Source organism: Nostoc sp. DedQUE12b (genome assembly GCF_034530835.1).
GTDB lineage: Bacteria > Cyanobacteriota > Cyanobacteriia > Cyanobacteriales > Nostocaceae > Nostoc.
Genome location: NZ_JAVRCI010000001.1, coordinates 243958 through 268171, shown reverse-complemented (window position 1 = coordinate 268171; position 24214 = coordinate 243958). Strand labels below are relative to the sequence as shown.

Below are 24214 nucleotides of genomic sequence, written 5' to 3'. Positions count from 1 at the left end.
CGCGCCTGCTTTGGGAGCAGGATGCCGCAGGTTCAAATCCTGTCATCCCGATTTAATTAACATGGTTAACAGTTAAGCAGTTAGTTAGGTTTTATTTACTAACACCTACAATTTAACTGGATATCTTTATGGAGAAGACCAATTAGGCTGTTCTGCTGTTGAAGCTTAATAGGAAATTTCGCGATTAAGTAGTAAGCTGATTTTTAACACTGAGCTTTGTATAGATTTGAGAAGATATTAAACCAATCACAGATGGAACGATTGATTAACTAATAGCGTCAACTAACATTAGAAAAAGCCGATAAAATGGCATTTATCATCTCCAAGGTTGGAGAGATGCAGAGGCTTTTTGCTGTTTGAGAAGACATATAATAAGCATCTACGGCATTTCGCGGTCAATAGCGAAGCAAAACCTAGAAAAACACAACGTTAGCACAGCCAATTTGTGAAAACGATACTACAGCAACTCTAAATAGTTAGGGAACATTGGATTTTGACCGTTGACCTTCCGGGTGACGCTCCTGCGTCGCTACCGCTTGCGCTAACGGCAGTCCCTCTTTGTTGGAACAACAAGACCGGGCTGCCTCACGCTTAACACTCAACCTCAACGCGCACAATAAATTTTTCACAACTGAAATAGATTGCTATATAACTAAAGCTAGTTGGTGCTGTGGAAATCCAACCATTTGTTTAATTTAATTGGACTATTGATGCGAGGAGCAGTCATGAAATCATTTATTCGCTTAGGCGCAACATTGGGTATAGCTGGCAGTGTATTTTTAACGGGGCTTTCAGGAATAGGCAATCTACCAGGAATGGGCAATCTAGAGGCGATCGCTCTGCCACAAGATCAGGTAGTGAAAAAGCTCCAAGAAGTACCTGTATTCACGCTCACCAATCCTAAAGGCGAATTTGTAGTTCTTTCGAGAAACAACGCATCCAAGCCTGTATCACAAGTGGGATTTTTTATTAGCAAGCAAGATGCTCAAAAATTCCTTGACAATCGACTCAAAAAAGAAAATCCCCAGTTGGCAAGCACTCTACAGGTTAGACCTTTGTCCTTGGCAGACTACTATAAAATAGTCCAAGAAAGCAAAAAGAAATCAGATTCCGTGATTTATACTTTAGTCCCGACGCAACAGCAAGTAGCCTCGGCAACAAGTATGCTCAATCAAAATGGTAAAAAGGGAGAGCAATTCAATGGTATTCCCTTATTTGTACCAAAATTTAAGAAAGATAATAGTTATCTGACTATTCCCCTTGCTAAAGGTAATGAGCGATACATCCCTTTCTTTTTTGAGAAAGAACAAGCAGTGGCTCTGTTAGAGGAATTCAAAAAAGCCGTGCCAAAGGAAGGAGCCAATACTGAAATTCAGGTGGTGGATTTGTACGGTGTTATGGAGGCTCTCAATAGCAGCAGCGATCCTAGTATCAATAAAATTGTTCTGTATCCATCACGGGAGTCGATCAACTTTATTCGCTCCCTGGCGCCAAATCAATCACCCGCTGCTAAGCCAGCTGCTGCCCCCGCTCCGAAAAAATAACGGATATGCGCTCCAAGGTTGAGCTATGGGGGAGAAACATCTGATAGTCTCTGGTTTACAACTTTGGCAGTGGCGGAATGCAGCTCTCAAAGCAGCGATCGCCACTGATGTCCCACCAATGGAGGTAGATTGGCTGCTCCTGGAAGTTGCTGGGTTAGACCGCTTGGCACTGCGTTTGGAGTCTTTTAAAAACTGGCCGCAAATTCAACTGCAATTGCCAATAGAAGAGTTAGAACAGTTGTGGCAGAGGCGATTAAATGACCGCTTACCAGTGCAGTATATTGCGGGAGCTACAACTTGGCGTCAGTTTAAAATTGCGGTGTCGAGTGCGGTTTTGATTCCTAGACCAGAAACAGAGTGTTTAATTGATTTAGCTGAAGCATCTGCTAGCAATGTTTCAGGACACTGGGCAGATTTGGGTACTGGGAGTGGTGCGATCGCGCTGGGATTAGCAGATGTCTTGCCAAAAGCAACAATTCATGCAGTTGATTACAGTTTAAAGGCTCTGGCGATCGCTCGATCCAATGCTGATAATTTGGGTCTTGCTGACCGGATTCAATTTTATCAAGGTTCCTGGTGGGAGCCACTGACATTCTTAAAAGGTCAGTTCAGTGGTATGGTATCAAATCCCCCTTACATCCCCACCAGCACCTTACCTACTTTGCAACCAGAAGTCGTTAAGCACGAACCACATCTGGCTTTGGATGGTGGCGCTGATGGCTTAAATTGCATTCGTCATTTGATCAAAATCTCTCCCAGTTATTTGCAATCGGGTGGCGTGTGGCTGATTGAGATGATGGCTGGACAAGCGGATGCAGTGCGAGAACTTTTACAAAATCAAGGTAGCTATTGTAAGATTCAAATTCACGCTGATTTAGCTGGAATTGAACGTTTTGCCCTGGCCTACAAATGTTAGGAGTGATGAGTGATGAGTTATGAAATTCCTCACTCCTAACTTCTAACTCCTAATTTTGTAAACATGACCCAAGTTTCTCTAACAAATCTAATTAGTGGCGCACGCGCTGGTCTTTTGGTGAGCTTTCCTACGGATACTGTTCCGGCACTTGCAGCGGTACCAGAAGAAGCAGCATTAATTTTTGCGGCGAAGCAACGCAGTCAAGATAAACCTTTGATTTTGATGGCGGCTAGTGCTGAAGATTTGTGGCCCTATGTCAAAGGTAGTGAGAATGAGTATAAAGTTTGGCAAGAATTAGCAGATAAATATTGGCCAGGAGGGCTGACATTAGTTTTGCCAGCGAGCGAACGCTTACCAAAAGTTATGAATCCCATCGATCCAACAACAATTGGGATTCGAGTACCAAACAGTGCGATCGCTCAAACTATTTTGGCGCAAACAGGCCCTCTTGCGACCACTAGCGCCAATTTTTCTGGTCAGCCACCTTTGCAAACAATGACAGAAATTGAGACTCAGTTTCCCCAGGTTCTGACTTTAACAACGACAGAACACCAGGGTGAAATAACAGGGATGGGTATACCTTCCACCGTTGCGAAATGGACAGGGATAAATTGGCAGATTTTGCGACAAGGTGCGATCGAGTTAGAGATTTCGAGTGATAACCAAGTATAGGTAGCTATAATGTTGTTTTCGTGGTTTTAACAACAGAGAAATCTGAAACTTTAGTTTGCGCTGTTGTACTCAATTAGCAAATTAATAATTGCCAGATATGAATTGGAGCAACTGGATATATCTAGGAGCAGGAATAGCACTAGGTATGGTTTTCCGTCAGTTATTTGGGCGATGGCTACGCCCAAAGCAGGCATCGCCTAATGTTTCATCTAGCTCATCCCCAGTAGCGCCATTAGCTCAACAGGATATGTCACTAATATCACAACAGCTACAGCAAACGCAGCTGGCATACCAAATGGCAAGGGAAATGAGCCAGTTTAAAGCTGGTTTTTTGGCACGGACTACCCATGAATTGCGATCGCCTTTTAATGGTTTGATTGGCTTACATCAATTAATTTTGTCAGATTTGTGTGAAAATCCAGCTGAAGAGCGAGAATTTATTGCCCAAGCTCACGAGCGAACGCTGAAGTTGCTGAAGCTAATGGATGAAATTCTCAACGTTGCTAGAACTGAACACGGCACCAATAAATTAGATATTCAGCCCAGACCCTTAGCCCAAATTTTAGATGAGGTTCATGACTTAACTTATATGCTGGCGGCAAATCGCAATTTTCTTTTACAGTTATTACCCGCCGACCCAGAAATTTATGTTTTGACAGATTACCTCTGGCTCCGCCAAGTATTGATAAGTTTAATAGACACTGCCATTACTCAGATGGAAGAAGGCAGCATTAGTATTTCCAGTAGCATCCTACCTACAAAGAATTTTGTAAACATTTGGCTAGATTTACCAACTCATGCTGTACCTTGGAGCGAGCCGATTGATTTGCTCAAATTTGAAGATCGGTTGACCCAGATTGACCAAAAAAACGCTACTCTTTCCCCAGGGATGAGGCTATTAATCAATCAGACTCTGCTGGAAGTTATGGGAGGAAAGTTAGAAATCTTGCCCTCGACCATTGTGAAAGAACCACTTCAACAGCTTACCAGACTACAAATCTCTATCCCCATAGTGAGTAGTGCTGAGTGCTGAGTGCTGAGTGCTGAGTGCTGAGTAGTAGAGACGAAATCTTGCTTCTTGACTATCCTACTACTACAACAGTTCTTATACTCAGCGTTCAGCACTCATTGCTCGGAACTGCTGCGGTGATTCCTGAAACTGAACTTCTGTAGCAGAAACGAAAGCATGGTTAGCTTGATTGTGTAACACCATCGTAGTGGTGCTGTTGGTTTGAAAACCAATCTTTTTGTAGAAACCTTGCTGGTGAGTAGTCATCAGGTAAATACGCTCAACCGACTTCATGCGGGGATGCCTCAAAACAGTTTCGACCAAATTGCTTCCCAACCCACTATTTTGATACTCTGGATGAATTACAACATCCCAAATTGTGGCGCGATAGATACCATCAGATGTTGCTCTTGCAAAGCCAATGAGTCGATCGCTATTCCAGACGGAAATCACTGGCTCACTATTGGCAATAGCTATACCTAAGTCTTCAATACTGCGTCCCTTTGCCCAGAAAGCGGAAACGTTTAATAGTTCTTGGAGTTGATAAAGGTCAATTTTAGACTTGCGATCGCTAAATTGAATCTGATGATCGTTCATGTATGGCACCAGTTTTGGCAGTATATTTGCTATTTCTAAGCCATATTTTGCTAGAAATTGCTGAATTCGTATATCTATATACAACGATTTGAAGATTTAATGACAAATCCACTTCCATAGAGGATGAGTTGGTCCCTGTTGACGTATTCGAAAAACTTGTTTTTCTAAACGTTGTTTTTCTTGCTGTGGTAGTCCGAGTAAGATATTCCGACTTTGCCAAACTAAAACAGCAGCTGTCATCCCGATACAAAAGGCTAAACCAAAGGTAGACAGTGGATTGTAGAAAAGCCCATATCGCACCGCCACCCAGGTAAAATATTGCTGCCACAGAGAAATTTCTGCACGTAGACCCCACAAGGAAGCAGGCGCAATGGTGAGCCATAAACAGCCCACAAACAGCCACCTACCATATATTGTCAACTTATGTAATCTTTCTACTTGTTGAGTAAAGGATGGGTCAGTTGTCATTTGTCATTTGTCCTTTGTCATTTGTCATCTGCTAAAGACTAATGCCCAATGCCCAATACTCAATGACTAATTACCAGCAGATGTATCAATCGATTCATCAGTGACTACCACACTTGTTTGACCATTGCGCTCTCGCCACAAAGTTAGAAGAGTACTGGCGATGAAAATACTTGAATAAGCCCCTGCTGTAAAGCCAATAATTAAAGCTAAAGCAAAGTTTTTCAGAGTTTCGCCACCAAACAGAAAGATAGCAAACAATGACAGCATTGTAGCAAAGGTCGTGTTGATAGACCTTGTTAAGGTTTGGTTTACTGCATCATCCACAATATCAGCAATTGGTCGATTGGGATTGATTTGCAGCGTCTCACGAATGCGATCGTAAATCACTACAGTATCGTTAACTGAGAAACCTGTAATTGTCAGCAGGGCAACGATGAAGAGACTATCTACTTCAGTACCTAGTACCAAACCCAAAATCGAAAACACCCCTGCTGTAACCAAGACATCATGAAGTAGAGCAACGACAGCAAACACTGCATAATCTAACTGGAACCGGAAGGTCAAGTAGATTATGATACCTGCAAAGGAAACTATTAGAGCTATTATCCCAGACCTAAACAGCTCTGCCCCCAGAGTAGGACCAACGGTGTCAAATTGATTTTTTTGCTGGTCAAAAGCACCAACTTTTTCACTTAAGGCATTTTGCAAATTGGTACGCTGTTCGCCATCCAAATTTTTTGTGCGAATTAATATACCATTTTCCGCACCAGTACCTTTGTCAGCAACAATTTGGATGCTGCTATCACCCAACCCCTGTGCTTTAGCTACTTCTCGAACGACATTGATATCAATTGGCTGGTCGCAGTTACCGGGTTTGGTACAATCTCGTTCAAACTGTAATCGTGTACCACCGACAAAATCCAAACTGGGACGTAGGGGTGCTTTGATGTTCGGGTTTTGCCAAGAAATCACCATTGAGATGATACCAGCGAGGATGACGGCAATAGAAATAGCCCACCAAAGCGATCGCGATTTGTTAATACTTAGTTTCATTGAGCCACCTCTGCCTTATTTGATGTTGGCAGGTTCGGACAGAAATATTCTGGTTTCCGCAGTGCAGGAATTGTATATGCTAAAAACATGAGGGTACGACTACAAGTAATGGCGCTAAACATACTCACTGCTACGCCCAAAGCTAAAGTTAGGGCAAAGCCTTTCACCAAACCAGCCCCTAGCCAGAATAGTGCAGCACAGGCAATGACCGTAGTAACATTACCGTCCAAAATACTAGAAAAGGCCCGGTAAAAGCCAGATTCTATGGAACGATACAGGGATTTGCCCGCTTGCAATTCTTCCCGCGTCCGCTCAAAAATTAGTACATTTGCATCCACTGCCATCCCAATACTGAGGATAAAACCGGCAATTCCTGGCAGAGTTAGGGTGACACCCAACAAAGCAAAGGTAGCCCAGGTTAGCAGGGCGTAAATCAATAGGGCTACATCGGCAATCAGTCCTGGTAGTCTATAATACAGCACCATAAATACTAATACTAAAGTCAGACCACCGATACCAGCGTAGATACTGCTAGTGATACTGTCTTTACCCAAGGTTGCCCCAACAGTGCGAATTTCTGCAATTTCTACCGGTACGGGTAATGCCCCACCGCGTAGCTGCACACCTAAGTCATTAGCTTGTTGGGCAGTAAACCTTCCTGTAATTACAGCAGAGCCACCAGTAATACCAGTAGCGGCAAATTCTATACCCACAGTAGGAGCGCTGATTAATTCATTGTCCAGAAAAACACCAATGCTACGCCCAGTACCAGCGAGATTTTTCGTCAAATTGGCAAACAGTTCACCACCCTTTTGGTCGAAGCGAATAGCAACATTCCAGTTGTTACCTTGAGTGGGTTCACCGTATGCATCCTTGAGATATTTGCCAATTAGTGGTGGATTAGTGCTTTCAAACAATTCTGCGATCGCTTGATTATTTTTTTGTAAGTCTTCTTGATTCTTGACAATTGCCGCTTTGTCGGTACTCTTTCTTAATTCTTCTTGCTTAAATTTCAATTCGGCTCTTGATGCTTGAAAAGCAAGCAGTTGAGTTTCTGTATTCGGCTTTTGGGTACGAAATTCTAACTGTGCTGTACCCCCTAGCACTCGTTCAGCTTGCTCTGGATCGTTAACTCCTGGTAGTTGCACCAATATTTTATCTGCGCCGACTGTTTGGATTATTGGCTCAGAAACACCCAAACCATTAATCCGCCCTTCGACAACTTTCTTCACACCTTCCAATTCTCGTTCGGTGATTTGGGGAATATCCGCTGATGGTTTTACCTGAATTGTGAGCTGTGAACCTCCGCGCAAGTCCAGCCCAAGAGGTATCGGAATTGTGGCAATCACCGTAATAGCGGCGATTATCAGGACTAAAATCAAAATTAATAGCGATCGCTGTCTTTGCATACCATAACTCGCAACTGACAAACGCTATAATAGCGCTCTTTTGTAGAGTTATGAGTTGGGAGTTGAGAGTTAGGAGTTAGTAGTTGAGAGTTAGGAGTTAGGAGTTGTAAATTCAATATTGAATTCTTAACTCCTCACTCCTAACTTTTCACTCCTAACTTTTCACTCCTAACTTTTAAACTCGCAAAGCGACCATTTTTTCCACAGCTTCTACGATTTGCTCTGGTTGGATGATTGTTAGCCGTTCCAGATTGCCGTTGTAAGGTGTGGGAATATCTTGGGAAGAAAGTCGTAGTACTGGCGCGTCTAATTCATCGAATAAGCGATCGTTTATTGAGGCGATGACTTCTGCTCCAATACCCGCAGTTCGCATCGATTCTTCCACAACAATGACTTTATGTGTTTTTCTTACTGATGCACCAATGGTATCAAAATCTAATGGTTTGAGAGATATTAAATCGATAACTTCTGGATCGTATCCTTGTTTTTCAAGAGTTTTTACGGCTTGCACTACATGATGGCGCATCCGGGAGTAAGTAATAATTGTCACATCTTTTCCTGGACGCACAATTTCTGCTTTATCCAGAGGCAGTAAATATTCTTCTTCTGGTAAATCTTCTTTCAAGTTGTAAAGCAGAACGTGTTCAAAGAACAACACTGGATTATCATCACGGATAGCGGATTTCAGCAGTCCTTTAGCGTTTCTTGGTGTGGAGCAGGCAACAATCTTTAATCCTGGCACAGCTTGGAAGTAGGTTTCTAGTCGTTGGGAATGTTCTGCGCCTAGCTGCCGTCCTACACCTCCAGGACCGCGAATTACCATTGGAATTTTAAAGTTACCACCAGAAGTATAGCGGAGCATCCCAGCGTTGTTGGATATTTGGTTGAAGGCGAGCAGTAAAAAGCCCATGTTCATGCCTTCAATGATCGGACGCAACCCAGTCATTGCGGCTCCCACAGCCATTCCAGTAAAGCTATTTTCAGCGATGGGGGTATCTAGAATGCGGAGTTCGCCATATTTTTGGTACAGGTCTTTGGTAACTTTATAGGAACCGCCGTAATGTCCAACATCTTCACCGAGAACGAATACGCTGGAATCACGCGCCATTTCTTCATCAATGGCTTCCCGTAAGGCGTTGAAGAATAGTGTTTCTGCCATTTAGACCTTTTAGTACGATTATAGTTTTAGAATTTTATCGTGCTGCTGTCACAAATACAGTGAGCGATCGCACTAGTTAGAGTTTAGGTTTTTTAAATAAACGGCCCCTAGCATAGAGCGAGTGATTGCCATAACTATATCAAAGCTATTTAATTTCGATTTTAGATGTTTTATGAGCGATCGCCTCTGCCTCTGGCAAACGAGGTAACCCTATCTTTATGTACTATCACGGAGACAATCTGCATAAAATGTGTTTAGAAAACTTCACTGTTGAAAGATACTGATTTGACTAAAATTCACACTAAAGTAAAAAATCTGTTGTAGCAATAATTTAAATATGCTTACTGTAGAACAATTTAAAACGTTGTTTATCTTAAGTTTTTGGGCTACTAAAATGTATTTTTTACCTGTGTTTTTAGTGCGAATCGATGAGCTAACAAAAAATATTGTAATTCTCGCTGGTCAAGAAAATGAAATTATAATTTACCTAGACGGTAAGTGGAGATATGTATGAATAAGCCAGATTTTATGACAATGCCCCGTGCCCAATTACGTTAATATATCCTTGAGCATAGAGAAGACGATCAAGCCTTTCAAACTTATTTAGATAGATTCACTACTGAAGACGCTGTAATCTTCCCTGCGCCGCAGTCAATAAATGATTTAGAAAACTTCCCAGAGTTACATCAACAGAATCTAGAAAGACTACGAAAGCAAGCTTAATCTCTCGCAAGGCTCCAAAAAATCACTAAAGACAAAAATGAAGCAAACAACACAATTCACTGCTATCATTGAGCGCGAAAAGGATGGCTATGTATCCCTCTGTCCCGAACTCGATATTGCCAGCCAAGGTGACACAATTGAAGAAGCACGGAATAACCTAATTGAGGCATTAGAATTATTCTTTGAAACAGCAGATCCTTCTGAAATTCAGCAAAGGTTGCACACAGAAGTTTTTGTTACACGCCTAGAGATAAATATTGGGTAAACTGCGTGTTCTTTCTGCTAGAGAAGTCTGCCGCATTCTGGAAGAGAACGGCTTTGTACAAGTGCGCTACTTAAACCGAAAAAGCCTTTTTAGCTTTATACTGAACTTGCGTAGGCGTAGCCCGTCGTAGACATCGCATCCCTAAAACACCCGCTCAAAAGGTTTTTTCCGATAACGCCGATAAATATCAAAATCACTGTCCAAAGTAGCGATCGCAGCAATATCTAAGCGTTCCGAAATGACTATCAAGGATAAATCTGCAAAATCCCCTGGTAAATCTCTGTACTGAGTATTCAACTCAGCAATGCGCGAAAAATCTTGTGGCAATAGTTGCTCACACTCATAGAGTTGTTTAGCAACATCTAGAAGAAACTCGTTTTGTGTACGCCAATCAAAGTTGAGCAACCACACCACTTCTGCAATACAAATGGGCGTAGTCACCAGCCTAGAAGTACAGTTTTCAAAGAAGCGACGCACCTGTTGGTGATACTGATCTCTAGCGCTGTAGTACGCAAACAAAAACCCGCTATCTGCGAGTATAAGCGGATAATAGGTCATGAATGCCGCTTGTTGAGATATTGAGCGATCGCTTGTTTACGGTTAGAGCGTTCCGATAAATCCGTTGGTGCATCTTGTAGCAGATGTTCAGGGTGTCCACCCCGCCTCTCTAGCAAAGTTTTACCTGCTTGTAAGGTTAGCCAGCGTTCAGCAATCAAGCGTCGGATCAATTCACTCTTTTCCGTTTGCTCGTGAGCTAAAATATCGGCTAGCTGCCGTTCTGTTTCTTCATCCAGCCTGACACTGAGCATAACCTTTATCATCCTTGCAATACACGTATGACAAGTATAACACTGATGAGTTCAATTTTGTTTGAATTTCGCACCAGCCAAACCCAAAATACAAAGAATCTCACGCCCAAACACCAAAACACAACTCTGCGTCTTCGCGCCTCTGCGTGAGATTTCCCCTAAATTAGTATTCAATATGCCTAGCCTACTTTAACCATCTCGCTGCATCTTTGGCATGATAAGTCAAAATCAAATCTGCACCAGCGCGTTTAAACCCAGTTAAAGTTTCCATAACCACCCGCTCTTCATCAATCCAACCATTGAGAGCCGCAGCTTTCACCATCGCATACTCACCAGAAACATTGTAAGCTGCAACTGGCAAGTTACTTGCTTCCTTGACGCGCCATATAATATCCATGTATGCCAAGGCTGGCTTAACCATGAGCATATCAGCACCTTCAGCGATATCTAATTCAATCTCTTTAATCGCTTCGCGGGCGTTTCCTGGGTCCATTTGGTAAGTTCTTCTGTCCCCAAATTGTGGTGTCGAGTCTGCTGCATCGCGAAATGGGCCATAATAACCCGAAGCATACTTAGCAGCATAAGATAAAATCGGCGTATCTTGAAATCCTGCTTCATCCAAACCCTGACGAATTGCTTGCACAAACCCATCCATCATTCCCGAAGGTGCGATGATATCAGCACCAGCTTTCGCTTGAGAAACCGCTGTTTTCTTCAACAATTCCAGAGTTGGGTCATTTAAAACTCGTCCTGTTAAATCACCAGTTTGTAAATAACCACAATGACCGTGGCTAGTATATTCACATAAACAAGTATCAGCAATTACAATCAAATCTGGGACTGCTGCTTTTACCGCTGTTGCTGCTTTTTGGACAATTCCGCAATCATGCCAAGCACCAGTGGCATCCACATCTTTATCAGCTGGAATACCAAATAGAATAATAGAAGGAATTCCTAAGTCGTAAACTTCTTTTGCCTCTTCAACAATTTTATCTACCGAAAGTTGGTAGACTCCAGGCATCGATTTCACCTCATTAGCGATTCCCTCACCCGGTACAGCAAATAGTGGGTAGATTAAATCGTTTGTTGTTAAAACAGTTTCACGAACCATCCGGCGCAATTGGGGATGTGTACGCAAACGACGGGGGCGATGTATAGGAAACATAAAATTTTATCAAGAAAAACAACGCAAATAGACACAAAACAAAGCGTCACAAAAGCAGGCTAAAATTTTCCTGCCGTCAGACAGACTACAAACAGTGCTTAACTGTCCTTTGCCCTACTCTTAATCAAGTTGTGGGGCAATTTTGTATTCTACAGCTTGGTTGCACCTATCCGACGGACTGGAAAAACAACATTATGAAGAAATTCAAAATTATAAGACTGTCTGTTGGCAAAATTGTGGGGAATTGAGGGTTGAAATTTAAACGCAAAGTGGCGCAGAGGGAAACGCAGAGGCACGCAGAGAATTCGCTACAAATTAATTAAATTTTGTATTTGGTAGCAAATAACTAAGAATTACCAATGCCCAATGCCCATACCCATAATCTATGCTAAAAAACGCGGAAAATATAGGGATAACGGAAGGGTATATCAGGACTGCTGAAAACTGCGATGAGCGCCCAAATTGTCAATCCCCAGTGTAATAGATATCCCAGACCAGCTAGTGGTCCCAGCAATAATAGAGGTAACACTAACCAGCCAAATAGAAAAAACAGCGCTCCCAGAATTGCACCATAAAACCAGACATTAAAGTGGAAATTGACCGATTCTTTGGCGTTTTCTTTAACAACAGGATCGTCAGATACAAGCAGTATGGCGATAGGTATGCCTACAGATATCAATGTTGTGCTGAAAAAAATGGCTCCATGAGACAAGGCAGATAGAAGTTTTCGCTTGTCTGTGTCGTACATTGCTTTCTCCTATTTAGTCAGATTGTTGGTTATACTACGACCCTATCATGAGCATCGTTGTCTTAAGATTAAAAGACTTGCCAGAGTCAAAAAAAATTAAGCTAGCTAACAAACAAATACATTTATGTCTACTGAACTTCAGTCTGAACTTATTCAAGCAGTTGAACTGCGTCGCAACTTTGCGATTATATCTCACCCCGATGCGGGTAAAACGACACTAACAGAAAAGCTACTCCTGTACGGGGGTGCAATTCACGAAGCTGGGGCGGTTAAGGCACGACGGGCACAGCGTAAGGCAACCTCTGACTGGATGGCGATGGAGCAGCAACGGGGTATTTCTATTACTTCCACAGTGTTGCAATTTGAATACCAGAATTGTCAAATCAATTTATTAGACACCCCCGGACACCAAGATTTCAGTGAAGATACTTATCGTACCCTCGCCGCCGCCGATAATGCCGTGATGTTGATTGATGCGGCAAAAGGTTTGGAACCCCAAACGCGCAAATTGTTTGAAGTGTGTAAGTTGCGGGGTATCCCAATTTTTACATTTATCAACAAGCTCGATCGCCCAGGAAGGGAACCTTTAGAATTGTTAGATGAAATTGAGCAAGAATTGGGATTGCAAACCTATGCAGTTAACTGGCCGATTGGCATGGGCGATCGCTTTAAAGGTGTTTTTGACCGACACAAGCAACAAATACACCTGTTTGAACGCAGCGCCCACGGTAGCCGAGAAGCCCGTGATACGATAGTGGAGTTAGGCGATCCGAGAATAGAAGAACAGCTAGAACAAAGCCTCTACTACCAACTGAAAAACGATCTAGAACTCTTAGAAGGAGTTGGGCCAGAGCTAGATTTACAGTTGATACACGAAGGCAAAATGACGCCTGTGTTCTTTGGCAGCGCCATGACTAACTTCGGGGTAGAGTTATTCCTCAAGTATTTCCTCGACTATGCCCTCAAACCCGGTTCTCATATCAGCAGTGTTGGCGAAGTTCCCCCTACATACCCGGAGTTTTCGGGGTTTGTCTTCAAACTGCAAGCGAATATGGACCCGAAACACCGCGATCGCGTCGCATTTATCCGGGTTTGCACTGGTAAGTTTGAAAAAGATATGATGGTGAATCACGCTCGCATTGGTAAACTCATCCGTCTTTCTCGCCCGCAAAAACTCTTTGCTCAAGAGCGAGAATCGATTGATGTGGCTTATCCTGGCGATGTGATCGGTTTGAATAATCCTGGTGTTTTTGCGATCGGGGATACAATTTACACGGGACAAAAGCTCGAATATGAGGGGATTCCGTATTTCTCGCCGGAACTGTTTGCTTCTTTGAGGAATCCCAACCCCTCGAAGTCTAAACAATTCCAAAAAGGTGTTGCGGAATTGCGAGAAGAAGGTGCTGTGCAAATTATGTATTCAACTGATGAAGCCAAGCGCGATCCAATTTTGGCGGCGGTGGGTCAGTTGCAATTCGAGGTAGTACAGTTTCGCTTACAAAATGAGTATGGTGTAGAAACCATATTAGATTTATTACCCTACAGTGTCGCCCGTTGGGTTGAGGGTGGTTGGGAAGCATTAGAAAAGGTGGGACGAATATTCAATACCACTACAGTTAAAGACAGTATGGGACGACCAGTGTTGCTATTCCGTAATGAATGGAATTGTCAACAGTTATTGGGCGACCATCCAGAGTTAAAATTAAGCGCGTTGGCAGAGCCCGCCGTAGGCATCGCTCCAGTATTTTCTAGTCAACAACCAGTGGAGGAGTGAAGAAGAATCAGAATCCAGAATTCAGATGAAGACTCAACTGAATTCTGATGACTGACTCCTGAATTCAACCTTTATCATTCACTTGACAAACAAAACTTGAGCGCGGTTGATTTCCACGGCATCCGAGGTTCGCGCTTTTGCACAAACGTGGATCATTTAGAAGAGATTGGAGTGCCAGAATTTGTATGCCTTCACATGCCAAACCGTCTTTGGAGGCTGGTTTAGTTGCCCTCAAGCAGGGAAATTACCAAACAGCGATTGCCCAACTAGAACCTATTGCTAGCAGCCAAAATAATGGGACTGCTAGCTTACAAGCTCAGGTTGGTTTAGTCATGGCTTATGCTCGCACTGGTGAAGTTCCCAAAGCGATCGCTATTTCCCAGAATCTCATTGAGAGTAACAATCCGCAAGTTCAAGAGTGGGCAACACGCGCTCTCGAACACCTGACAAAACGTAAAAAAACCGAGCAAGAACCAAAAAAAGTCGAAACTGGATTTGTTGCATTTGAGAATTCAACCGCAGATTCAACACCAAATTCAACCCCAGTTACTCCCCCGGAAACTTCTACATTAGAGGAAAAGCCGAACAACGATCAAGTAATAGAAACCAAAAGCGACGACATCCCGCCGATGGTGCCACTAGCTAAACTCAAAGCTACATTAGCGACACCGCCACCACCGCCACTGGCTGCGTCCCTAAGCGGCTTCATGGGTTCCGTTACCCGCACCCAAGCCAAACTATTCGGCGTTATTTATTGGCGACAAGCACAACGCGCCAGAGCATGGCAACCACTACGTAAACCAAAATTAATTCCCTTACGGCTACTGTCCGCAGGAACATTCATCGCCCTGTTTTGGGTAATACGAGAAATCCTCAAGTTAGCACTGGGATTAATCAACCAGACTTTAGTCAAACTACCTTATCTGGAGCCAATACAGCTTTTATACCACGATCCTACTCAACTGTTGCTGATCGCATTGGTGATTTTAAGCGGAGTATCACCTTGGCTGCTGGATCTGCTACTGGCCAACTTGTACGATCAGCGAGAATTTCCGAAAGACGTATTGAATACTTATAGCCGCGAAGCCGTTCGGGTGCTTCAACGTTGTTCCCAACAGCGGCACTGGCCGTTACCCAAACTGCGGATTTTACCAACGGCTGCACCAATTATTCTGACTTATGGTAGTTTACCACGTAATGCCAGGATTGTTGTGAGTCAAGGGCTATTAGAGCAGCTGGCAGATGATGAAATCGCCGTTATTTACGCCACGCAACTAGGGCATATTGCTCACTGGGATTTTGCTGTAATGTCTTTGTTGCTGCTGGTAACACTACCAGTTCATAAGCTATATCAGCAAATGTCGGAGTTGGGAGACAAAATATCAGCGAAAATTTGGCGTTGGCCAGTGACAATTCTGGCAAGTCTAATTTATGGAATTTGGTGTTTGCTGACTGGAACTGCATTGTGCTTGTCGCGGTTGCGGCTTTATTATAGCGATCGCGTCGCCGCTGAAATTACTGGTAATCCCAATGCTCTGATTCGCGCTTTACTCAAAATCTCCATTGGCATTGCTGCTGATATCCAAAAACAAGAACACACCAGTTGGCAACTGGAAAGCTTAAATCTGCTAACACCAGTCAGCTACCAACAGAGTTTATCTTTGGGCACTATTGCCAGTAATCTATCTTTTGAATCCTTTTTGAAGTGGGATACCGCCAATCCCTATCGCCGATGGTTTACGATTAATAATAGCCATCCTTTAATGGGCGATCGCATCGAACGCCTCTGCCAAATAGCTCGTCACTGGCATCTAGACACCGAACTACATTTTGCTAGCGTTCCATCAAAGGTTAAGCGTCAGTCTTTTCTATTACAAGTCGCTCCCTGGTTGGGAATTCCTCTAGGGGTTCTGTTTGCAGGTTTCGTCTGGCTAACCTGGCAACTAGCATTCACACTCAAGTTTTTAAATCTAAAGTGGATATATGAAGATTGGTCTTTCATTACAGGCTGCCTTCTGATTGGCTTTAGCATCGGTACTGTAATGCGGATTAATTCTTTCTTCCCCGATATTAAACCTGCCACTGTACAAACTGAAGACAGCTTACCCAACCTGTTAGCTGACCCTTCTGCCTTACCTATTGATAGCGTCAGCGTGCGTCTTGTGGGTAAATTATTAGGTCGTCAAGGCACTAGTAATACTTTGGCACAAGATTTAATCTTGCAATCCAGCGCGGGTTTGGTGAAATTACATCACATTTCTTGGCTAGGACAGTCAGTCAATCACCAGGATCTAATCGGCCGACAAATTATCGTCACAGGTTGGTTTCGACGAGGAGCAACACCTTGGATCGATATCCAAACCCTAGAAACTCAAAGTGGTAAAACCATTCATAGCCCTCATCCCATTTGGTCTACTTTTTTAGCTATTGCAGCACAGGCTTGGGGTGCATACGTCTTTCTCACTGGTTAGTCATTAGTTATTGCTCATTGACAAGGGACAAAGGATAAATTGGAATGTAAACAAAAGTTGCAGGTTTTATTAACAAGTGTTACATTTATTGACACAAACAAGAGCAACCGACATAACTCAGCATCACCGCTTAGTTATGGATTCACATGCTTTTTCCCCGCTCTATACCTTTTTATCCTCCCAACACAGCAGCAAATTAACCAGCCACTGGCTGGTTTTTGTTTCAAAATATGCTCACTTGAATAAAAAAATGTGTTTTATGTTACGATGCAGTAATACTAATGCCGAAAATGTATGCGCTAAACTAGCTACGTAGAAAATACCGTGGTAATGTAAGGAATGGTATTTGATTCTGCGAAAAAGGCATAGAAGAAAGCGTGTACTTTAGCAGGCAATAGGCTATTAAATTTACAATTCTTAGAATTAAGGTGTTATTAGCTCACTTATAGTGTGAGCCTTTGGATTAAACAAGCTTGATCCCGACGAAAAACTGTATTGTTGTATAGGTTGACAGTTTCGAGCAAAAAAATTGGTTTATGGCAGTCTTGGTCAATAGCATCTATTTAAAAGCCAAAGCTAAGTGATTGTTTTCTTGCCTTGCCATGTTCATTCAACTCTGGAGGTATAGTTCATGTCCGTTCGCCTATATATAGGTAATTTGCCTAAAGATGAAATAGATCGTCAAGATCTGCAAGCCGTTTTTGCAGCAGAAGGTGATGCTGTAACTACTAAATTAATTAAAGACCGCAAAACTGGCAAATGCCGTGGTTTCGGTTTTCTTACAGTCAACAATGACGAACAAGCTGACGAAATTATTGAAAAGTATAATGGTCAGATGTTCAAAGATACTCCCATTAAGCTAGAGAAGGCATTACCTCGGACAAAGGGTGAAGAGGGCGACGAGCAAGCTCCTAAACCAGTTATTGCTAGTACTAGTAATAGTACCCCGACTCCTAGCCCGAACAGAGAAGGTAGCCGTCGTGAGAAAAGCTCTAAGAAGCCTCGTCGTGGCGGCGGTGGCGGAGGTTCTCGCGAAACCAGCACTACAACCACCGATTCAGACGCTATTCGTCCAGATCCTCGTTGGGCTTCGGAATTAGAAAAGCTGAAGCAGATGCTAGCTGCACAAACTACAAATTAATCCTCAAGGGAGAGAAATTAAAAATTAAAAATCAGAATTTTTTTTTGATTTTTAATTTTTAATTGTTGATAATTATCTAGCTGCTTAGTTTAATGAACTTGCAGCTAATTTTGTAAGCGCATAGGCGCAGCCAGGCGTAGGCATCGAATTGTCGAATCGTGGAGAATTGAGGGTTGAAATTTAAACGCAGAGGAACGCAAAGGTAAGCGCAGAGGCACGCAGAGAATATGCTACAAATTAATAAAATTTTTACTTAGAATAAAATTAAGTTTTTGTGATTAGACGCATTAAAAAACCTGGACGATGGGGATGCGATCACAGTTATTATCTGGATTTGACAACTTATAGTTCAGTAATAGCAAGCTTCATACTAGCAACTGAACCGGAGGCGCGTATGCGCAGCCCGTCGTAGGCATCGCTCCAAAGATAATCTACACTCAAGGAGATACCGATCGTTTGCAGCTTCTGTTATGTCTTCAACTCTAGATTCTTTGCCACCTGCGCTCGCTAAAATTGTCCAGCGCTTTCAACGCGCTTCCGAACCGAAGCGACGCTACGAACAGCTAATCTGGTATGCTCAGAAGCTCAATGAGTTCCCAGAAGCTGATAAATTACCCGAAAATAAAGTTCCTGGTTGCGTATCTCAAGTTTATATCACCGCAGCCTTGGATGATGGTAAGGTTGTATTTCAAGGCGATTCCGATTCTCAGTTAACCAAAGGATTAGTCGGGCTTCTGGTTGAAGGATTACACGGGTTAACGCCAAGTGAGATTGTCCAACTTACTCCAGATTTTATTCAAGAAACAGGTTTAAATGTTAGCTTGACACCTTCCCGCGCTAATGGATTTTACAACATTTTTAAAACAATGCAAAAAAAAGCATTGGAATGTAAGTTAGATTTACCTAGCTAAAGTTGGTTATTGGTCATTCGTCATTGGTCATTAGTCATTTGCAAAGGACAAAAGACAAGTGACAAATGACAAAAAACGTATAAATACCAAAATTTAGTCTCATGTCAACCAATGTATTATCTACCTCTGCTACTACTGGTTTTGGTGGAATAGTTCAAGAATATCTCTGGAACTGGGAAAATCAGCAATTGCGTGTTGTTTATGAAACCCTTGGTAAAGGTTCACCGCTATTGCTACTACCATCTTTCAGCAGTGTTTCGACGCGTTTGGAAGTCGGCGAACTTGCTAAGTTACTAGCTCCCAATTTTCAAGTTGTAGCAGTAGACTGGCCTGGATTTGGTGAATCTTCTCGCCCTAGTTTGAATTATCGACCCCAAATATATCAGCACTTTCTGGAAGATTTTGTCAAAGCTATTTTTAATACTCCCATTACCGTGGTGGCGGCTGGTCATGCTGCTACATACGTTTTACAATTAGCTGTCAAACAGGCTGCTTTCTCAAAAATTGTATTGTTGGCTCCTACTTGGCGTGGCCCTTTACCAACAATGGGGGCAAGTCAACAGATAGCTGGCATTGTGAGAGAATTGGTGCGATCGCCTATACTTGGTCAAGCTCTCTACAAACTCAACACTACCCCATCCTTCTTAAGTTTTATGTACCGCCGTCATGTCTTTACTGACGCGGCTAAAATTACACCCAGTTTCATTGAGAAGAAATGGCACACAACTCAACAACCAGGAGCGCGATTTGCATCTGCTGCCTTTGTAACTGGTAATCTTGATACTGTACGCGAACAATCTGATTTTCTGGAACTTGTGCAGTCTTTAACTGTACCGCTCATGGTAGTAATTGGGGAATCCAGCCCCCCTAAATCACGAGAAGAAATGAACGCTTTGGTAGCCTTACCAGGAGTGAGAAGCGTTGTCATTCCTGGTTCTTTGGGATTGCATGAAGAATATCCAGCAGTTGTTTTAGAAGGAGTTCAAGATTTTTTGTTCTCTCGATAAAATTCAATCCTCATACCAAGACGCAAAGAATCATTTTGCGCCTTGGTGCGAGATTAAAATTAGTTCAAGCTACTGCTTCCCTACCTTGGGCGGCTTTTAGAAAACAAGCGGGAATCTTTTTCTTTTTTGAGGAAATTAAGAGAGCGACGCAAACGTTTTTTTCCTTCTGCAAACCCAGGTAAATTTGCATACTCAGACTTGGGATTTTCTGCAATATTTAAAGCCGTTTCTAAGTAGGATATGGCGAGATCCACTTCTTGATTAGATAGCTTAGTTGCGTTATCTTGCCAGCTTTCAGCGATGCGTCCCAAAGCTACTTCTGCATTATATTTAAGCTCCAGTTTCTTCAAAGCTTCAATAAGCACCGGGACGGCTGTTGCTGCTTTTTCCCCCATGCTTTCTAAGGCAGAGGCAGCACTTGAACGAACCTGAAAGTCCAAATCATTTTTCAAAGCTTCAATAAGTGCGGGGACTGCAGTTGCTGCTTTTTCACCGATGAATTTCAAAGCATAGGCAGCATTTGAGCGAACTTTTGCATTTTTATCCTCTTTTAAAGCTGTGATGAGTACAGGCACGGCTTTTACTACTTCTTCACTCTTGCGTTCCCAAATACCAACCCTTCCCAAAATAGAGGCAGCACTTATACGAACCAAATCATTTTTGTCTTTCAATGCTTGGATAATTACAGGAAATAGCGATGTTGTATCTTTCGCCATATTACTCAAAGCACTAGTAGCATTTGATCGCACTTGCTCGTTGTCATCTTTAAGTGTTTCCATAAGTACGGGAATTGCCGCTTTCAGTTCATTTGTCAGTTTTACGTTAAAGTTGTCATCGCTAGAATAAGTAAAACTCATAGATTGAAAAGCCATGAGCGCAGTTAAGCGTACTTCCGTATCACTGTCTTTCAGTGCTGCAATCACAACGGGGGTAACTGCTTTCACTTCAGGGGTAGATTTATTTAAGTCTTTGCCAGCAATGCTAATTAAAGCTGAGACAGCACAAACGCGAACTTCCGCATCTAGATCGTTTTTTGAGGCGGTAATTAAGTTTGGAATTACTTTACTAGCTACTTTTTTATCTATGCTTCCCAACAGGTGAGCAGCATCGGCACGCAGTTTTGTATCCCGGTTTTGTAACGTTTTAACTAAGTTAGAAACAGCTTGTGAACCAATTCTTTGGCTAGCTCTAGCTGTTCTTTCAGAGCCACAATAGTTTCGGTTTGGTTTTTGGAAACTTGAGACTCGCAGCGTGCGCTCCATCTCTTGCCCCCAGGCGTTGCCCATCGGCAACATAGATAACCAAAGGCATAAAAATGAAATTTCTAATGCCACTTGAAATTTAACTAAAAAGCTAACTGGAATAGATGCAAATGCTTGACCTCTTTGAGTTACTTGCTTTTTCGAGCAGCTAGTGTTTCTTGAAACCACCACGCTTCTCCATCAAAGTATAGTTTTTTATGTGATGATTATCATAAATTCCCTACACTTGTCAAGCTACTAACCTGCAACTTACGGTAGAGTGGACTAGCTTAGATGCAATATTCCTACCAAGCTATGCCAACTTATAAATATTTATTACTTATTACAGATGCACAAAAATAAAGTGCTTCTTGATTAAATTATGTGATTATTTTGCTGAAACCCAAAATAACAGCAAGTTCGCACAAAAAAATAAAAACAATTATCATAGGCGATAATGATTATCCATAAGGTGAGACAAGAGGAATTTAGAGTATGGTGGCTGACGTAATCAACAATTCAGTTCCCGTTACTGTTCTTACAGGCTATTTGGGAGCAGGTAAAACGACTCTACTCAATCACATCCTCACCTACGAACACGGCAAAAAAGTTGCTGTGATTGTTAATGAATTTGGGGAAGTGGGTATTGATAATCAATTGATTATCGATGCAGATGAAGAAATATTTGAAATGAACAATGGCTGTATCTGTTGTACAGTACGCGGCGATTTAATTCGCATCATTGGCAATTTGATGAAGCGGCGCGATAAATTCGATCATTTAGTAATTGAAACGACTGGATTAGCCGATCCGGCACCAGTGATTCAGACATTTTTTGTTGATGAAGACTTGCAAAGCCAACTGTCTCTAGATGCGGTGGTGACAGTTGTAGATGCCAAGCATATTTGGCAGCACTGGGATGCAGACGAAGCACAAGAACAGATTGCCTTTGCCGATGTAATTTTACTTAATAAAACTGATTTAGTAGCGCCAGAAGAGTTGGATGAATTAGAAAAACGGATTCGGGCAATGAATGCGATCGCAAAAATTTACCGTACCCGCAATTCTGAACTAGGAATGGATGCTTTATTAGGTGTAAAAGCCTTTGATTTAGATCGTGCATTAGAAATTGATCCAGATTTCTTAGGCGAAGATGCCCACGTACACGATGAAAGCGTCTTTTCAGTGGCTTTAGTAGAAGCAGGTGCAGTTGATGGAGAAAAATTAAACACTTGGCTTTCCGAGTTACTGCGTACCCAAGGTCCAGATATTTTTCGGATGAAAGGCATTTTAAATATTGCTGGAGAAGATAATCGATTTGTATTCCAGGGAGTACACATGATATTCGATGGCAAACCCGATCGCCCCTGGAAACCCAGCGAAACTCCTAAAAACGAACTAGTTTTTATTGGTCGTAATCTTGATGCAGCCCAGCTCAAGCAAGATTTTCTCGCTTGTCTAGCGTAAATAAAAAGTTAGGAGTTAGGAGTTATGAGTGATGAGTTAAAAATTCCTAACTTCTAACTTCTAACTCCTCACTCTTGTAGAAAATTATGAACTCAACAACCAGCAAATCTAAGGAATTTGAACAACACTATTCGGGGACACTTTCAGATTATGTAACTGCGATCGCTTGGTCGCCACAAGGTAAAACTTTAGCAGCAACTTCCGCCGTCGGTGAAGTAGTTTTGTGGAATGATGGCGAACTCACAAGTTTACAAACTGGTAACGGTAAATCAGTAGACTGTCTAGCTTTTTCACCAGATGGAAAATTTTTAGCCGTTGGTGGACAAGATGGACAGGTGAAGATTTGGCGTGATACTGAATTAATCGCCACCTTGGAAAATGCCCCTGCATGGGTTGACAAGCTAGCTTGGAATTACACCAGTAACCAACTGGCTTTTAGTTTGGGGCGTTATGTTCAAGTTTGGGATGCAGATACTCGTGAAATTGTCGTGACGCTGAATTTCGACAACTCTTCAGTACTGGGTATAGATTGGCGCATTGACGGACAATACTTAGCTATTGGCGGTTACAAGGGAGTCAAGATTTGGCATAGTCAAAGCTGGGATGAAGAACCGTATAACCTAGATATGACTACTGTCAGTGTAGCTATGGCTTGGTCGCCCGATGGCAAATTCCTAGCTTCTGGCAACATGGATCGTAGCGTCACCGTTTTGGAATGGAACAACCCCGATCCTTGGGTTATGCGTGGCTTCCCTGGTAAAATTCGCCAATTGGCATGGTCAGAAGCTACCACAAAACTGGGTGCGCCAATACTGGCATCTTCTAGCGTTGAAGGTATTGTAGTCTGGGAAAAGTTAGAGGATGATTCGTTAGGCTGGGAAGCGCGAGTATTAACAAATCATGTGGGTGTGATCAATGCGATCGCTTTTGCACCTAAAAGCTTCCTTCTCGCTTCTGTTGCTGCTGATGGCTGGTTGTGTTTGTGGAACAAAGCCAAGGAAGTATCCCAAATTATCACAGGTGTTTCAGCAGGATTTTCCACCCTAGCTTGGCATCCCCAAGGCAAGTTACTGGCCGCAGGCGGTGAGCAGGGTGAATTACTTGTATGGTCAAAGGTTTTACGCGGTCAAGGATTCGGGCGTAGTTAAGGAATACTTAGTAATTAAAGTTGAAGCTGGTCAATTTATTAGCTATGCTGTATCAGCAAAGGTATCTTTGTGTAAATTATGAACATAGTCAAACTGATTTTACTTGCCTGTCCCGCATTTCTGGTATCCATGCTGCTGGTAGTCAATCCAGCAAACGCATCCAGCTTGAAATCTGCATATTCTAGACAAATTGTTACGGTAGTATCTACACAACAAATTCCGGATCTGGCAACACCACACTTGATTCAAACATCTAATCCGATTATTGATCAACTTGGTTGCAATTGTGCCAACTGTGTTCAGTCTAAATTTCAGTCTTTACAAGGCAAGCTGCCATCCGTCGGTTTTTAATAAACTTAGGAGTTATAAATATTATCGGGGCACAGCATTGCTGTGCCCTTATTAATTTTATCAGCTTTTTGTACGTAAGTATCGCACTGGTTGCAGCATAATTATTGATGATATTTGCTAAAAGTCACGCCTGAAAAACGAAGTAGGAAAGTTGTTAAGTGAATCC

General features: G+C 42.5%; 25 protein-coding genes. 15 read left to right on the top strand and 10 right to left on the bottom strand.

Going from position 1 to position 24214, the window contains the following annotated elements; all coding sequences use genetic code 11:
- Positions 1-725: 725 nt before the first annotated feature.
- From RMY16_RS00955 to RMY16_RS00940, 4 genes are all read left to right on the top strand, one after another.
- On the top strand, positions 726-1544 hold the full coding sequence (locus tag RMY16_RS00955) for a Tic22 family protein (protein WP_322663586.1): 819 nt from the start codon (positions 726-728) through the stop codon (positions 1542-1544).
- Between the two features lie 25 nt (positions 1545-1569).
- Positions 1570-2460: a peptide chain release factor N(5)-glutamine methyltransferase gene (gene prmC, locus RMY16_RS00950; protein WP_322734770.1), complete on the top strand. Its 891-nt coding sequence runs from the start codon at positions 1570-1572 to the stop codon at positions 2458-2460.
- Between the two features lie 63 nt (positions 2461-2523).
- Positions 2524-3132: an L-threonylcarbamoyladenylate synthase gene (locus RMY16_RS00945; protein WP_322734769.1), complete on the top strand. Its 609-nt coding sequence runs from the start codon at positions 2524-2526 to the stop codon at positions 3130-3132.
- A 97-nt stretch (positions 3133-3229) separates the two neighbouring features.
- A complete protein-coding gene (locus RMY16_RS00940; protein WP_322734768.1) occupies positions 3230-4165 on the top strand; it encodes a HAMP domain-containing sensor histidine kinase in 936 nt (311 codons plus the stop codon).
- 78 nt (positions 4166-4243) lie between these two features.
- Here RMY16_RS00940 and RMY16_RS00935 read toward each other — a convergent pair whose 3' ends face one another.
- The 5 genes from RMY16_RS00935 to RMY16_RS00915 all read right to left on the bottom strand — a co-directional run bounded on the left by RMY16_RS00935 (position 4244) and on the right by RMY16_RS00915 (position 8827).
- Positions 4244-4738: a GNAT family N-acetyltransferase gene (locus RMY16_RS00935; protein ID WP_322663594.1), complete on the bottom strand. Its 495-nt coding sequence runs from the start codon at positions 4736-4738 to the stop codon at positions 4244-4246.
- A 96-nt stretch (positions 4739-4834) separates the two neighbouring features.
- Positions 4835-5206 (bottom strand): hypothetical protein, encoded by a 372-nt coding sequence (locus RMY16_RS00930; protein ID WP_322734767.1) that lies wholly within the window; start codon positions 5204-5206, stop codon positions 4835-4837.
- A gap of 66 nt (positions 5207-5272) precedes the next feature.
- A complete protein-coding gene (secF, locus tag RMY16_RS00925) occupies positions 5273-6259 on the bottom strand; it encodes a protein translocase subunit SecF (protein WP_322734766.1) in 987 nt (328 codons plus the stop codon).
- Positions 6256-7668, bottom strand: coding sequence for a protein translocase subunit SecD (secD, locus tag RMY16_RS00920; RefSeq protein WP_322734777.1), 1413 nt, complete (start codon positions 7666-7668; stop codon positions 6256-6258). Before secD ends, secF begins: the two co-directional genes overlap by 4 nt.
- Positions 7669-7843: 175 nt before the next feature.
- Positions 7844-8827: an alpha-ketoacid dehydrogenase subunit beta gene (locus RMY16_RS00915; protein WP_194046234.1), complete on the bottom strand. Its 984-nt coding sequence runs from the start codon at positions 8825-8827 to the stop codon at positions 7844-7846.
- 337 nt (positions 8828-9164) lie between these two features.
- On the opposite strand from RMY16_RS00915, the gene RMY16_RS00910 reads away from it, so the two are divergent.
- From RMY16_RS00910 to RMY16_RS00905, 3 genes are read left to right on the top strand one after another with little or no spacing between them, the layout of a single operon-like run.
- Positions 9165-9341: a DUF6888 family protein gene (locus tag RMY16_RS00910; protein ID WP_322663600.1), complete on the top strand. Its 177-nt coding sequence runs from the start codon at positions 9165-9167 to the stop codon at positions 9339-9341.
- 47 nt (positions 9342-9388) lie between these two features.
- Positions 9389-9550 (top strand): DUF6887 family protein, encoded by a 162-nt coding sequence (locus RMY16_RS32970; protein ID WP_416211636.1) that lies wholly within the window; start codon positions 9389-9391, stop codon positions 9548-9550.
- A 37-nt stretch (positions 9551-9587) separates the two neighbouring features.
- On the top strand, positions 9588-9815 hold the full coding sequence (locus RMY16_RS00905) for a type II toxin-antitoxin system HicB family antitoxin (protein ID WP_322734765.1): 228 nt from the start codon (positions 9588-9590) through the stop codon (positions 9813-9815).
- 141 nt (positions 9816-9956) lie between these two features.
- Here the strand turns inward: RMY16_RS00905 and RMY16_RS00900 are convergent, their stop codons facing one another.
- From RMY16_RS00900 to RMY16_RS00885, 4 genes are all read right to left on the bottom strand, one after another.
- Entirely contained in the window at positions 9957-10373 is a 417-nt protein-coding gene (locus RMY16_RS00900; RefSeq protein ID WP_322663604.1) for a type II toxin-antitoxin system VapC family toxin, read from the bottom strand.
- On the bottom strand, positions 10370-10624 hold the full coding sequence (locus tag RMY16_RS00895; protein ID WP_322734764.1) for a hypothetical protein: 255 nt from the start codon (positions 10622-10624) through the stop codon (positions 10370-10372). Before RMY16_RS00895 ends, RMY16_RS00900 begins: the two co-directional genes overlap by 4 nt.
- 184 nt (positions 10625-10808) lie before the next feature.
- On the bottom strand, positions 10809-11789 hold the full coding sequence (gene hemB / locus RMY16_RS00890; protein ID WP_322734763.1) for a porphobilinogen synthase: 981 nt from the start codon (positions 11787-11789) through the stop codon (positions 10809-10811).
- Positions 11790-12177: 388 nt separating this feature from the next.
- Positions 12178-12537 carry a DUF4870 domain-containing protein gene (locus tag RMY16_RS00885; RefSeq protein WP_322663610.1) on the bottom strand — a complete coding sequence of 120 codons (360 nt, stop codon included), beginning with the start codon at positions 12535-12537 and terminating at the stop codon, positions 12178-12180.
- Between the two features lie 124 nt (positions 12538-12661).
- Between RMY16_RS00885 and prfC the strand changes: the two genes are divergently transcribed.
- From prfC to RMY16_RS00860, 5 genes are all read left to right on the top strand, one after another.
- Positions 12662-14311 (top strand): peptide chain release factor 3, encoded by a 1650-nt coding sequence (gene prfC, locus RMY16_RS00880; RefSeq protein WP_322734762.1) that lies wholly within the window; start codon positions 12662-12664, stop codon positions 14309-14311.
- A gap of 185 nt (positions 14312-14496) precedes the next feature.
- Positions 14497-16782, top strand: a complete 2286-nt coding sequence (locus tag RMY16_RS00875) for a M48 family metalloprotease (protein ID WP_322734761.1) — start codon at positions 14497-14499, stop codon at positions 16780-16782.
- A gap of 631 nt (positions 16783-17413) precedes the next feature.
- A complete protein-coding gene (locus RMY16_RS00870; RefSeq protein WP_322663615.1) occupies positions 17414-17923 on the top strand; it encodes an RNA-binding protein in 510 nt (169 codons plus the stop codon).
- 470 nt (positions 17924-18393) lie between these two features.
- On the top strand, positions 18394-18834 hold the full coding sequence (locus RMY16_RS00865; RefSeq protein WP_109011258.1) for a SufE family protein: 441 nt from the start codon (positions 18394-18396) through the stop codon (positions 18832-18834).
- A gap of 101 nt (positions 18835-18935) precedes the next feature.
- Positions 18936-19841, top strand: a complete 906-nt coding sequence (locus tag RMY16_RS00860) for an alpha/beta hydrolase (protein WP_322734760.1) — start codon at positions 18936-18938, stop codon at positions 19839-19841.
- Between the two features lie 80 nt (positions 19842-19921).
- Here the strand turns inward: RMY16_RS00860 and RMY16_RS00855 are convergent, their stop codons facing one another.
- The gene (locus tag RMY16_RS00855) at positions 19922-20935 is read right to left on the bottom strand and encodes a HEAT repeat domain-containing protein (RefSeq protein ID WP_416211634.1); all 1014 of its coding nucleotides are present in this window, start codon (positions 20933-20935) and stop codon (positions 19922-19924) included.
- Positions 20936-21577: 642 nt separating this feature from the next.
- Here RMY16_RS00855 and RMY16_RS00850 point away from each other — a divergent pair.
- The 3 genes from RMY16_RS00850 (at position 21578) to RMY16_RS00840 (ending at position 24048) form a co-directional block, all read left to right on the top strand.
- Positions 21578-22549: a GTP-binding protein gene (locus tag RMY16_RS00850; RefSeq protein ID WP_322734759.1), complete on the top strand. Its 972-nt coding sequence runs from the start codon at positions 21578-21580 to the stop codon at positions 22547-22549.
- Positions 22550-22635: 86 nt separating this feature from the next.
- Positions 22636-23697, top strand: a complete 1062-nt coding sequence (locus RMY16_RS00845) for a hypothetical protein (RefSeq protein ID WP_322734758.1) — start codon at positions 22636-22638, stop codon at positions 23695-23697.
- Between the two features lie 78 nt (positions 23698-23775).
- On the top strand, positions 23776-24048 hold the full coding sequence (locus RMY16_RS00840; protein WP_322734757.1) for a hypothetical protein: 273 nt from the start codon (positions 23776-23778) through the stop codon (positions 24046-24048).
- Positions 24049-24214: the final 166 nt, after the last annotated feature.